Annotated in this window: 13 protein-coding genes; all 13 read right to left on the reverse strand. The window is 56.8% G+C overall.

The features are described 5' to 3' along the window. Nucleotides 1-2: 2 nt before the first annotated feature. Nucleotides 3-839: a HalD/BesD family halogenase gene (locus BXY66_RS09275; protein WP_132859837.1), complete on the reverse strand. Its 837-nt coding sequence runs from the start codon at nucleotides 837-839 to the stop codon at nucleotides 3-5. A gap of 104 nt (nucleotides 840-943) precedes the next feature. Next, nucleotides 944-2,608: a ribonuclease J gene (locus BXY66_RS09280; RefSeq protein ID WP_132859838.1), complete on the reverse strand. Its 1,665-nt coding sequence runs from the start codon at nucleotides 2,606-2,608 to the stop codon at nucleotides 944-946. Beyond that, a complete protein-coding gene (locus BXY66_RS09285; protein WP_132859839.1) occupies nucleotides 2,605-3,381 on the reverse strand; it encodes a type III pantothenate kinase in 777 nt (258 codons plus the stop codon). The genes BXY66_RS09280 and BXY66_RS09285 overlap by 4 nt, the downstream gene beginning before the upstream one ends. A 23-nt stretch (nucleotides 3,382-3,404) precedes the next feature. Next, on the reverse strand, nucleotides 3,405-4,157 hold the full coding sequence (locus BXY66_RS09290; protein ID WP_132859840.1) for a biotin--[acetyl-CoA-carboxylase] ligase: 753 nt from the start codon (nucleotides 4,155-4,157) through the stop codon (nucleotides 3,405-3,407). A 203-nt stretch (nucleotides 4,158-4,360) separates the two neighbouring features. Further along, entirely contained in the window at nucleotides 4,361-5,800 is a 1,440-nt protein-coding gene (gene nuoN / locus BXY66_RS09295; RefSeq protein WP_132859841.1) for an NADH-quinone oxidoreductase subunit NuoN, read from the reverse strand. A gap of 14 nt (nucleotides 5,801-5,814) precedes the next feature. Then, nucleotides 5,815-7,392 carry an NADH-quinone oxidoreductase subunit M gene (locus tag BXY66_RS09300; RefSeq protein WP_132859842.1) on the reverse strand — a complete coding sequence of 526 codons (1,578 nt, stop codon included), beginning with the start codon at nucleotides 7,390-7,392 and terminating at the stop codon, nucleotides 5,815-5,817. Continuing rightward, on the reverse strand, nucleotides 7,362-9,491 hold the full coding sequence (nuoL, locus tag BXY66_RS09305) for an NADH-quinone oxidoreductase subunit L (RefSeq protein ID WP_132860402.1): 2,130 nt from the start codon (nucleotides 9,489-9,491) through the stop codon (nucleotides 7,362-7,364). Before nuoL ends, BXY66_RS09300 begins: the two co-directional genes overlap by 31 nt. Nucleotides 9,492-9,498: 7 nt before the next feature. Continuing rightward, complete coding sequence (gene nuoK, locus BXY66_RS09310) at nucleotides 9,499-9,804, reverse strand: NADH-quinone oxidoreductase subunit NuoK (RefSeq protein WP_054001749.1); 306 nt, start codon at nucleotides 9,802-9,804, stop codon at nucleotides 9,499-9,501. 37 nt (nucleotides 9,805-9,841) lie between these two features. After that, complete coding sequence (locus BXY66_RS09315) at nucleotides 9,842-10,456, reverse strand: NADH-quinone oxidoreductase subunit J (RefSeq protein ID WP_132859843.1); 615 nt, start codon at nucleotides 10,454-10,456, stop codon at nucleotides 9,842-9,844. Further along, complete coding sequence (locus tag BXY66_RS09320; RefSeq protein ID WP_132859844.1) at nucleotides 10,453-10,860, reverse strand: carboxymuconolactone decarboxylase family protein; 408 nt, start codon at nucleotides 10,858-10,860, stop codon at nucleotides 10,453-10,455. The genes BXY66_RS09315 and BXY66_RS09320 overlap by 4 nt, the downstream gene beginning before the upstream one ends. Next, the gene (gene nuoI / locus BXY66_RS09325; RefSeq protein WP_132859845.1) at nucleotides 10,857-11,351 is read right to left on the reverse strand and encodes an NADH-quinone oxidoreductase subunit NuoI; all 495 of its coding nucleotides are present in this window, start codon (nucleotides 11,349-11,351) and stop codon (nucleotides 10,857-10,859) included. Before nuoI ends, BXY66_RS09320 begins: the two co-directional genes overlap by 4 nt. A 1-nt stretch (nucleotide 11,352) precedes the next feature. Further along, a complete protein-coding gene (gene nuoH, locus BXY66_RS09330; RefSeq protein ID WP_132859846.1) occupies nucleotides 11,353-12,393 on the reverse strand; it encodes an NADH-quinone oxidoreductase subunit NuoH in 1,041 nt (346 codons plus the stop codon). 6 nt (nucleotides 12,394-12,399) lie between these two features. Further along, the gene (locus BXY66_RS09335; protein ID WP_165929138.1) at nucleotides 12,400-12,816 is read right to left on the reverse strand and encodes a hypothetical protein; all 417 of its coding nucleotides are present in this window, start codon (nucleotides 12,814-12,816) and stop codon (nucleotides 12,400-12,402) included. Nucleotide 12,817 lies beyond the last annotated feature (1 nt).

Consider the following 12,817-nt stretch of genomic DNA (forward strand, 5'->3'; position numbering starts at 1 on the left):
GTCTAATCGATAAAACTGTCAGATCGCATGCCTGCCCGTTCCAGATGAATGGGCAGAACGCGGCCGTAAAGCTGTCTGGTACGTTCCGGCGCGCCAACCATATTGGGCTCTTCCACGTAACTGAAAATGGCAACGTAACGTGGCCGCTCGCCCACGAGCGGAGCAACGCGATGCAGACTGTAGCGCCCTTTGAACAACTGCAGGTCGCCAGGTTGCAACTCCAATGACACGACCTTGTCGGACGAACCATCAAGCACTCGGCCTACCTCTTCAAAGTTTTCGTCGATGCTTCGGATATTTGGTGCATACTCGAAAGCACCGCCCGCGTTGGCGTTCTGAATAGCCAGTGTCACTGTGAAATTGTTGGTATCAAAGTGCCAAGGAAAGCCGTTACCTTCTTGCGCCGCATTCACAATCACATCCGCCAACGGGTCTGCGTATCTGAAAAAGCAATGGTCGGGCTCTTCCAGACAATCCTGAATGAAGCGATCAAATCCCGGACTGTCGTGAACCTGGCGGAGTGAGCCGGTTTTGTGAAAATTGTCGGCGGGTATGAAACAGTTTGAACGTTCGAAAAACCGCCGTTTTGGGTGATTTTCGGGAAGGGACGGATCGTCAGCCGTGAAATATGGGTTGGTTTTGTTGAAGCTGCGGTGACCACGATCGGCTACCAAATCCACCTCTTGAGTGATGCTTTCCAAAGCCTCTTGCGTCAGGAAACCGCGTAGGACAGCACAGCCATCTTGTCGCAAAGACTTCCGCACGCTTTGAACAATGCTGTCCCTCTTACTACCCGTTTCGTCAATCGGATATGCGTCGTAGTTGATCAGTCCCGCCATGCACGCTCCCCATCTGCCAACCAAAGGTCAGCTACACAGAGAGCCAGTCGCATGGTCTTCGTCTATTCAGTTTCCGCCGTGACAACGTCGCAAAATTGCGTTGATCAACTCAGACGCGAAACGATTATTGTAACTTCCGGCTTTTTGCCTATCTCATCACGCGCTGTGTTGCGCGCGATGCGGCGCAATTCCCCTTCAATCTTATCATCGTCGCGCAACGTCTTTTCGCCCGCTCGGCCTAAGAACTGAGTCAGGTCCTCTTCGAGCACGTCAACCAACGGGGCGTCAGAGCGGCCTATCTCCGGCAAGCCCTTGAGTTCCACCCAAGCGTCGCCAAGAGGCTCGTCATCTTCATCGAGAAGCACGTTGACCGTCACATGGCCATTCATCGCCATGCGCAACCGGTCGCGAACAATCCCGTCAAGCGCACCAATCTGTACCGCCCCGTCCAGATAAACACGCCCCGTTTCAACGTATCCCGTCACCTTGGGCTCATTGCCCGTCAGGTCGAGCATCGTGCCATTCACCGCGACTATCGATGCGCGCCCACTCTCGTTTGCCAGTTTGGCATGCTCTCGCAAATGACGGTGCTCGCCGTGGTTTGGAATCACCATCTGTGGGTTCACGATGTCATGAAGGCGTTGCAGGTCCGGACGGTTAGCGTGACCAGAAACATGGTACTTACCGGAGCTGTCGTCGACAACATCCACACCCATTTCGGAAAACTGGTTGATTATGCGAATGACGCCCTTTTCGTTCCCGGGAATGGTTTTGGAACTGAACAGAAAAAGATCGCCATCCTTCAATGTGATTCCGTTGTATTTCCCGCGCGCAAGCTGGGCGCTCGCCGCCCGGTGCTCACCCTGCGAGCCGGTCACCAAAAGCATAAGGTTTTCGCGAGGGATCGTGGCAGCGTCTTCCGGGCTGACGACCTTGGGGAAATCCGAAAGGACTCCGGTTGTGATGGCCGCTTCGATCATGCGGCGCATCGCACGTCCCATGAGGCAGATCGACCGCCCTGCCCTCTGTCCGGCTTCTGCCAATGTTTTTACCCGCGCCACATTGGAGGCGAAAGTTGTGGCGACGACCATATGAGGTGCGGCGGCCACCAGGGCTTCAATCTCGGGGCCAACAGAGGCTTCGGACCGACCCTCATGCGGCGAAAACACGTTGGTGCTGTCACAGATCAACGCCTTTACGCCGTCCTTGGAAACATCCTTCCAAAGTTCAGGATCAAAGGGTTCGCCCACGAGAGGCGTTTCATCCAGCTTGAAGTCACCAGAGTGGATCACGCGCCCAGCCGGGCTGTCGATGACCAGCGCCGCGCTTTCCGGAATAGAGTGGCTGACAGGAAGAAAACCGACGTTGAACGGCCCGGCCTCCGTGACCTCTGGCCATGCTGATACAGTTCGCACGACTTCTTCAGGCTGCCCCCTGTCCGCCAACTTATGGCGCGCAAGATTTGCTGTGAATGCACGAGCATAGACGGGCACGCCCAGCTTTGCCCAGTAATGCCCGACCGCGCCGATGTGATCTTCGTGCCCGTGGGTTATGAAAACCGCCTCAAGGCGGTCCTTGTTTTCCTCCAACCAGCGGATGTCCGCGAAGATCAGGTCAACTCCGGGGCTGGTGTCCATATCGGAAAAGGCGACGCCAATGTCGACAAGGATCAAGCGCTCCTTGTCTTGCGGCCCATAGCCATAAACGTAGGCGTTCATGCCGATTTCACCGGAACCGCCCAAAGGTAGATAGATCAAGCGGTCGCTCATGCGCCCTGCTCCTTGTTGTAGTCGTGAATGACGGTCAAACCGTGCATCGTCAAATCGTCTTCGATAGTGTCAAACAGATGATCGCCTTGTTCAAACAGCGGCGCGAGGCCGCCGGTGCCGACAACCTTCATCGGAGAACCGTATTCTGCTTTGACTCGGGCGATAATGCCTTCGATCAGGCCAGTATATCCCCAGAAGACGCCCGATTGGATGCAGCCTACGGTGTTGGTCCCGATCACTTTCTCCGGCTGCGAAATGTCGACATGTGGAAGCGCGGCGGCGCCAGAATGAAGAGCCTCGAGGCTAAGATTCACACCTGGGGCGATTACGCCTCCGACATAGGCGCCGTCTTCGGCCACAACGTCAAAGTTGGTCGCGGTTCCGAAATCCACAACAACAACGTTACCTCCGTGACGGTCAAACGCAGCAACTGCATTGGCAAGCCTGTCCGGTCCCGGTTGTGTTCCTTCGTCAACTCGCGGAGCAACCGGCAACTTGCACTCGGGTTTTCCAACTACGAGCGGCCGGCAACCAAAGAAACGATCAGCAAAAACACGCAGGTTAAAAACCACTCGCGGTACTGTGGAGGAGATGATCACATCGGTGATATCAGCCTTGATGCCGTAGTGATTGATCAGCGTGGAGTACCAGGTGAAATAGGCATCCGCCGTGCGGGCATGGTGGGTCGATGTCCTGAGGGTGCAGAGAAATTTCTCGCCATCCCAAATTGAGAAGACGGTATTTGTATTGCCGCAGTCTATGGCCAGAAGCATGAGCCTCAATCCCCTTTTGAGGGTCAGAAAAAAATATCGGCAGCGGGGATTGCCACGCGGCCTTTCGCGGTGTTCAACACCAGATTGCCTTGCGTGTCCACCGTCTCGAAGGTTCCTGTCGTTTCGTCACGGGTCGTGCGTGCAGTTATCACGTCCCCCAATCGCGCAGCACGGGCGAGCCATGCAGTACGGATCGGCTCGAAACCGTATGTCACGAATTGCAACTCCCAGTGGGCGTATGCGCCGGCAAGGAGGTCCAGAAAAGTCTCGGGATCGACGTTCGCGCCGGTTTCAGACAACAGAGACACCGGTCGTGTTGCCCCTTCCTCTACGCTTTCCGAGCCGGGGGCATGGGTCAGGTTCACACCAATTCCGATGGCGATATGGCTTACGGAACCACCTGAAAACCCAGCGCTTTCCAGAAGAATGCCAGCCACTTTGCCACCGTTGAGCAACACGTCGTTAGGCCATTTCAGGCTTAACCCATCCGGGCGCCCGGTGGCTTGCACAAAGGCGTCAAAGAGCGCCAGAGAGGCCACGAAAGAGCGAAGCGCGACCTGATCTGGAGCTTCTGCGGGGCGCATGACCAGTGTACCGGCAAAATTACCAACGGGATCATTCCATGCCCGTCCTCTGCGACCGCGACCGGCGGTTTGACGCAAACCCAAAATCCATTCGGGACCTGCCAATTCCCCGGCAATTCTTGCGGCTTCTGCATTGGTGCTGTCGACTTTGGCCAGCACGCGGCGACCGTATCCTTCGGGCCATGAGGTCATGGTGTCTGCTTTCGTTCACTTCTACAGGTCAATGGGTTTTGTAGTCCGGCGGGCGGGCAAGGGCCAGTATTTGCCGCGATTTTTACTGTCTGCAAAGCGTCGGCTTCGCGTCGGCATAACGTCGGTATTGTTCGCAGCACCGCCAAAAGAAACGGCGCGTCCTGATAGGACGCGCCGTTGTATCACTTCGCTCTTGATGCAAATCAGTTCAGCAGGGCCGCAGAAGCAGCCTGTGCCGCGCCATCCACACCAAAGAGGTTCACCACTCCCAGCAGCATGACAGCGGCTGCGACAACAACAAAGACATGCAGGACCGGCGCGCGGTTACGATCCAGCGCATCAGTCTCTTCACCGAAGTACATGAAGTAGACGATCCGAAGATAGTAGAAGGCGCCAATCACAGAGGCGATCACGCCCAGAACCGCGAGCCAAGCAAGTCCGGCGTCATAAGCAGCACGCAGAACGTAGAACTTACCAAAGAAACCCACGAGCGGCGGTACCCCCGCCAGAGAGAACATCAGCAGCAACACTGCCAGCGCTTTCACCGGATCCCGCTTCGCAAACATGTTGAGCGAGGCAATATCCACAACGGGCTGACCGTCTTTCTCCATCGACAGAATAAAGGCGAAGGTACCGATGTTCATGGTCACATAAATCGCCATGTAAACCAGCATCGCCTCGACGCCAAACGCCGTGCCAGCAGCAAGACCCATCAGCGCATATCCCATATGAGCAATGGACGAGTACGCCATCAGTCGCTTGATGTTGGTCTGACCGATGGCCGCAACCGCGCCAAGGAACATGGAAAGCACCGACAGAAGCGCGACAATTTGTTGCCAGTCGCCGACCACTCCACCAAACGCGTCGTGAAGCACGCGCGCGAACAGACCCATTGCCGCAATTTTCGGAGCTGTTGCAAAGAACGCCGTTATCGGCGTCGGGGCGCCTTCATAAACATCCGGTGTCCACATATGGAACGGCACCGCGGAAACTTTGAACGCCAGACCGGCGGTTACAAAGGTCAAACCGATCAACAGACCGATCGGAGTATGGTCATGGCCAGCCGCCTCGATGATACCAACAAATTTTGTTGTACCCGCGAAACCGTAAACCAGAGACGCACCATAAAGAAGCAAACCGGAACTCAGCGCTCCCAGTACAAAGTACTTCATACCCGCTTCGGTCGACTTGACGCTGTCACGGCGCATAGATGCCACCACATAAAGCGAAAGCGATTGCAGCTCGAGCCCCATGTAGAGCGCCATCAGGTCACCTGCGGAAACCATCATCATCATACCTACAGCGGCAAGCGCAACCAGCAAGGGATACTCAAAGCGCAGCATACCCCGTCGCTGCATGTACTCCTGTCCCATCACGAGAACAGCGCCGGCGGACAGCAAGATCGCGACTTTGGCAAAGCGCGAAAATGCGTCGTCGATGAACATGCCGCCAAAGGCAACGTTGGCCCCCTCACCGCCCATGCCGATCCATGCTCCGATCAAAAGGAACACGGCAGCAGTCAGCCAAGTGAGCATCGGCGCAAGCTTGTCCTTGCCGGTGTAGACGGCAGCAACAAGCGCCACCATCGCGTAAACCGACAGCAGGATCTCCGGCAGGATAATATTCAGATCAGCCTGGATCATGTCTCAAGCTCTCCTTAATGCGATGCCGTCTGGCCGGCGGCGTCAGCGCCCGCGCCCAGTGCGGTTTGATAGTTGGAAACAAGGTTCTCGACCGACGGGCCGATGATGTCGGTCACCAGCCACGGGCAAACACCCAGAATGAGCGTCATGGCCACCAGAGGTGCGAAGATCCACTTCTCGCGGGCGGTCATGTCGCTGATGGTTTTCAGGCTTTCCTTGATCAGATCACCAAGCACAACGCGGCGGTAGAGCCACAGCGCGTAAGCCGCAGAAAGGATCACACCGGACGTTGCGACCAGCGCCACCCATGTGTTGACCTTGAAAATACCCATCAGTGTCAGGAACTCACCGACAAAACCCGAGGTGCCGGGCAGGCCGACGTTGGCCATCGTGAAGAACATGAAGATCAGCGCGTAGGCCGGCATGCGGTTCACGAGGCCACCATAAGCATCGATCTCTCGAGTGTGCATGCGGTCATAGATTACGCCAACGCAGAGGAAGAGCGCACCGGAAATGAACCCGTGGCTGATCATCTGGAAGATGGCACCGTCAATCCCCTGCTGGTTGGCAGCGAAGATACCCATCGTCACATAGCCCATGTGCGCCACAGACGAGTAAGCGATCAGCTTCTTCATGTCTTCCTGCACAAGCGCGACCAGCGATGTATAGACAATCGCAATAGCCGACATCCACAGGATCAGCGGCGTCATGACCTCGGCACCGATCGGGAACATCGGCAGCGAGAAACGCAGGAAACCGTACCCGCCCATCTTGAGCAGAATGGCTGCAAGAACCACCGAGCCCGCTGTCGGAGCCTGAACGTGGGCATCCGGCAACCAGGTGTGGACCGGCCACATCGGCATCTTCACGGCGAAGCTGGCGAAGAAGGCAAGGAACATGAGCGTCTGCATACCGCCAACAACGGTGATGCCGAGCACGGACATGGTTTCCGAACCGAATTCGAAGTTCATCAGGGCCACGATGTCTGTGGTTTGCGCCTGAGAGTACATCGCCACCATTGCCACCAGCATCAGCACCGAGCCGAGGAAGGTGTAGAGAAAGAACTTAAAGCTGGCATAGATGCGATTTGCACCACCCCAGATTCCGATGATCAGGAACATCGGGATCAGGCCGGCTTCGAAGAACAGGTAGAAAAGGATCAGATCCAGCGCCATGAACACGCCGAGCATCAGCGTTTCGAGCAGCAGGAAGGCGATCATGTATTCCTTGACGCGGTGTGTGACGTCCCAGCTGGACCAGATCACCAAGGGCATCATGAAGGTCGTGAGCATGACAAACAGGATAGAGATGCCATCGACACCCATCTTGTACTTCAGGCCCATCAGCCAAGCGCGTTCTTCCACAAACTGCATGTTTGTATCGGACGGATCAAATCCGGCCAGAATGAACAACGACACCAGGAAGGTGATCACGGTGGCCACGAGTGCCACCCATTTGGCATTTCGTTGCGCCGCGGCCTCTTCACCACGCAGGAAGATGGCGAGGATCGCCGCCGCCAGCGCAGGAATGAAGGTCACAAGGGAGAGCAGACTGTCGTTCATTAGTGCGCTCCTCCGCTGAGCGTCATCCATGTGATCAGAGCCACGATGCCGAGCACCATGGCGAGTGCGTATGTGAAGATGTAGCCGGACTGCGCCTTGCCAGCGAGACGTGTGACCCACGGGATGAAGCCCATGGCGATCCCATTAATGGTGCCGTCAATCACGTTGCCGTCGCCTTTCTTCCACAAGAAGCGGCCGATTGCGCTCGCCGGGCGCACAAAGACAACGTCATACAGCTCGTCAAAGTACCACTTGTTGAGCAGGAACAGGTACAGCGGTCGTTGGCTCGCCGCCAGCTTCGCCGGCATGGACGGGTTCCAGATATAGAACCAAAGCGCCGTCAGAAGACCGATGACCATAGCGATGAACGGGCTGACTTTCACCCATTTCGGGGCATGGTGCGCCTCGTCCAGCACATGGTTGTCGGGGTGCATGAAGATCGCGCCTTCGGGCGCTTTCGCCATCGCATGACCGTCGGCATGAGCTTCGCCCTCGCCATCTTCGGTTTTTGCGTGATCGTCGGCATGGTCATCACCATGGTCGTCCTTGGCATGATCGTCGGCATGGTCGCCATGGCCTTCGCTCGCCTCGGCGTGATGATCAGGGATACCAAAGAACTTGTTCACGCTGGAGTGGTCGCCGAAGAAGCCGTTGAACCAGATCATCCCCGCGAAGATCGCGCCAAGAGCCAGCGCGCCCAGTGGGATCAGCATGATGGTCGGGCTTTCATGCGCGTGGTCATGCGTGTGTTTGTTGCCGCGCGGTTCACCATAGAAGGTGAGGAACATCAGGCGCCAGCTATAGAAACTGGTGAAGAGCGCCGCGACGACCAACATCCAGAAACCGTAGCCACCCATCGTACCGGCCCATGCGCTTTCGATGATCGCATCTTTGGAAAGGAAGCCTGCGAACCCGTAGTGGGTCAGCGGAATGCCAACACCGGTGATGGCCAGCGTACCGATCATCATGGCCCAGAACGTGTAAGGGATCTTTTTGCGCAGACCGCCGTAATTGCGCATGTCCTGCTCGTGATGCATCGCGTGGATCACGGAACCGGCCCCAAGGAAGAGCATGGCCTTGAAGAAAGCGTGTGTGAACAGGTGGAACATGGCAGCCGAGTAGACGCCAACGCCTGCGGCCACGAACATATACCCCAGCTGGGACATGGTCGAATAGGCGATCACGCGTTTAATATCGTTCTGCACGAGGCCGATGGTGGCCGCAACAAAGGCGGTCGATGCGCCGATAAACACCACGAATGCCATGGCTTCAGGCGCGTATTCCATCAAAGGCGACATGCGGCAGACAAGGAAAACACCCGCCGTCACCATGGTTGCTGCGTGGATCAGCGCGGACACCGGTGTCGGACCTTCCATCGCGTCCGGCAACCAGGTGTGCAGGAAAAGCTGCGCAGACTTGCCCATGGCCCCGACGAACAACAGGAAGGCCAGCAAGTTCGCCGCGTTCCATTCGCGCCACAGGAAATGCAGGTTTGTTTCGGCAAGCGCTGGGGCTTGCGCGAAGATCACGTCAAACTGAATGCTGTCAGTCAGCATGAAGAGGCCGAAGATCCCGAGGGCAAAGCCGAAATCGCCGACGCGGTTGACCACGAAGGCCTTGATGGCTGCGGCATTGGCAGAAGGTTTCTTGTAGTAGAACCCAATCAACAGATAGGAGGCCACGCCCACACCTTCCCAGCCGAAGAACATCTGAACGAGGTTGTCAGAGGTCACCAGCATCAGCATGGCAAAGGTAAAGAACGACAGATAGGCAAAGAAACGTGCCTTGTAGTGCTCGCCGTCTTTCCAGTTTTCATCGTGCGCCATGTAACCGAAGCTGTACAGGTGCACGAGCGCGGAAACCGACGTTACAACGATCAGCATGATCGTCGTCAGTCGATCCACACGAATTGACCAGCTGGTGTCCAGAAGGCCCGACTGGATGAAGGTCATGATGTGCACGGCCTCGTCTTCCTGTGCGCCTTGCAGGAACACGATCCAGCTGAGCAGACAGGCGAGGAACAAAAGCGAAGTGGTGACAACTTGCGCCGCTTTCTCGCCAATCATGCGCCAGCCGAAGCCTGCGATGATGGCGCCGATCAAAGGCGCAAACAGGATAGTCTTGTAGATCATCTGATCAGCCTTTCATCACGTTGACATCTTCCACCGCGATCGAGCCGCGGTTGCGGAAGAATGATACGAGGATCGCAAGGCCGATGGCGGCCTCTGCTGCGGCCACGGTCAGCACGAAGAGCGTAAAGACCTGCCCGACCAGATCGCCCAAAAAGCTGGAGAATGCCACCAGGTTGATGTTGACCGACAGCAGAATGAGTTCGATCGACATCAACAGGATGATGATATTCTTCCGGTTCAGGAAGAGGCCGAAGATGCCGATGACGAACAGCGTCGCCGCCACGCCCAGATAATGTTCCAAACCAATCATGTGTGGTCCCTCGGTTCTTTTTTCTTATCCGGCGGGCTTAAAGCCCCTGCCCCGGTTTTACGTCTTTGAGTTCCATGGAATCTGCCGGATCGCGCCACATCTGTTCCAGAACGTTCTGGCGTTTGATGTCCTTGCGGTGGCGCAGGGTCAGTACGATGGCCCCGATCATGGCAACCAGCAGGATCAGGCCAGCCAGTTGGAAGAGCAGGAAATATTGGTCGTAGAGGATGACACCCAGAGCTGCGGTGTTGTGCATCTCCTCAGGCGCCGGTGCCACGGCTGCGCGGGCTGCCTCGGCTGTGTCCGCGAACTGCCAGACGCCAAAGGCCATGCCAAGTTGCATCAGGAGAACAACACCGATCAGCAAGGCAAGTGGCATGTATTGCGCCATACCTGCCTTAAGCTCGGCAAAGTCCACGTCCAGCATCATCACCACAAAGAGGAAGAGCACGGCAACCGCGCCCACGTAGACGATGATCAGCAGCATGGCCACAAACTCTGCTCCCAGCAGGACAAAGAGCCCCGCGGAGCTGAGAAAGGCCAGAATGAGCCAGAGCACGGAGTGCACCGGATTGCGGCTGATGACGGTGAATAGCCCGCCAGCGATCACGCAGATCGCAAACAGCCAGAATGCTAATGCCGCGATGGTCATGTATCACTTCCCTCTTGTTCCGCGAGCACCTCTTGCACCAGTTCCATGGCACGGGTGGTTGCGGGAATACCGGCGAACATCGACATCTGGCCGATGGTCTCCACAATTTCCTGTTTCGTGGCTCCTGCTTCCACCAGATGGCGGACGGTGAGCCGAATTTGCGCGTCTGCCTGTGCGCCCAGCATTGTGAGCGCGCCAAGGGTCAGCAAGAGGCGGGTCTTGGCATCAAGCCCGCCCTGATTGATCGTATTGCCGAAGAACATTTCCATCACGTCCTTGGGCATTGTCGGCCAGAGCGCCTCGAACCCTTTGGGCGTGAATGACTCCAGCGCAGGATTGAAGGCCTTGGCCATCTCCTGATACTGGGCGAACATCGCCTGATATGGGTTCTTCGGATCGGTCATCGGTACGGCGCGTCGATTTCGAGGTTTTTGGCGATTTCCGCTTCCCAGCGCTCACCGTTCTCAAGCAGTTTTGCCTTGTCGTAGAACAGCTCTTCGCGGGTCTCGGTGGCAAATTCGAAATTCGGGCCTTCGACAATTGCGTCCACTGGGCAGGCTTCCTGGCAGAAACCGCAATAGATGCACTTGGTCATGTCAATGTCATAGCGCGTGGTACGGCGCGAGCCGTCTTCCCGAGGTTCCGCATCGATGGTGATTGCCTGCGCAGGGCAGATCGCCTCGCAGAGTTTGCAGGCGATGCAGCGCTCTTCGCCGTTGGGATACCGGCGCAGGGCGTGTTCACCGCGAAAGCGCGGGGAAAGCGGGCCTTTTTCGTGCGGGTAGTTCACCGTGGCTTTGGGCTTGAAGAAATACTTCATGCCAAGGCGGAAGCCGCCGATGAAGTCTTTCAGCAGGAAATAGCCGGCGGCGCGTTTGTAGTCGATTGCCGTCATATCAGCCTCCGATGGCCCAGCGGGCATAGGCACCGCCGAAGAGTTCGAATTTCGCGAGGAACGCCACCAGAACAACCCAGAAGAGCGACAGCGGCAGGAAGACCTTCCAACCGATGCGCATCAGCTGGTCGTAGCGGTAGCGCGGGGTGATCGCCTTCACCATCGAGAAGATGAAGAAGACAAAACAGATTTTCAAAAGCATCCAAAGAATGCCGTCTGGCAGCCCCGGGATCGGCGACAGCCAACCGCCAAGGAACAGAAGCGATACCAGCGCGCACATCAGCACGATCGCCACGTATTCGCCGATCATGAAGAGCAGGAATGGTGTTGAGCTGTATTCCACCTGATAGCCCGCAACCAGTTCGGATTCAGCTTCCGGAAGGTCGAATGGCGGACGGTTCGTTTCAGCCAGTGCAGAGATCAGGAAAAGGAACAGCATCGGGAAATGGGGCAACCAGTACCAGCTGAAGATGCCGTACTTTCCGTCCTGTGCGTTCACGATGTCGCCGAAGTTCATGGAGCCCGTCGAGATGATGATGCCGATGATGATCAGGCCAATCGACACCTCATACGAGATCATCTGTGCTGCGGAGCGGAGCGAACCAAGGAACGGATATTTCGAGTTGGATGCCCAGCCCCCCATAATCACGCCGTAGACCTCAAGCGAGGAAACCGCGAACACATAGAGGATCGCCACGTTCAGATCGGACACAACCAGGCCGTCTCCAAACGGAATCACAGCCCAGGCAATCAACGCCATACAAAGAGTGATCATCGGGGCCAGAAGGAAGACAGCCTTGTCTGCACCGGCCGGATAAACGATCTCCTTCACCGCGTATTTGATGAAGTCGGCAAAGCTTTGCAGCAGGCCAAAAACGCCCACAACGTTGGGGCCGCGGCGCAGCTGCACGGCCGCCCAGATCTTGCGGTCGGCGTAAAGTAGAAACGCCAGCGCCACCAAGAGCGGAACAACGACCAGCAGGACCTGACCGACGACAGTCAGTAAAATCCCGAGGTTTGTGTTGGTAAAGAATTCAGTCATGGGGCCTCACACCGTCGGTATGCCATTGTCTTCGCAGTCGGCCACGATGACCTCTGCGTCAATTGTCTTTAGCCCTTTCGGCAGGGCTGCGGAGATCACATAAACCGCGTCACCGGTCCAGTTCTCTTCGGATTTGTCAGTGGTTGTGCGCACATGGCGGGCAAAGCCGAAGCCACGGATCAGTGCATATTGTGCCGCTGCACATTCTGCGTAGCGGTGCACGTCCTGTTCATTGCGTGCGCCAGCCATCTCGACGTGGAAATTCACCAGATCCCCCTCCAGAAGGCGCGTGTCGACGCCGCCATAGATGGGATCGAACACAACATCCTGACGCGCCACAGACCCGTCGGTCTGAGGCGTGCAAGCCGCGAGCCCGGCGAAGACCGCCAGACTAAGGCCAAGGATATGTGTCCGGGTGATCACT

Origin of the sequence: Shimia isoporae, from assembly GCF_004346865.1 — a bacterium.
GTDB lineage: Bacteria > Pseudomonadota > Alphaproteobacteria > Rhodobacterales > Rhodobacteraceae > Shimia > Shimia isoporae.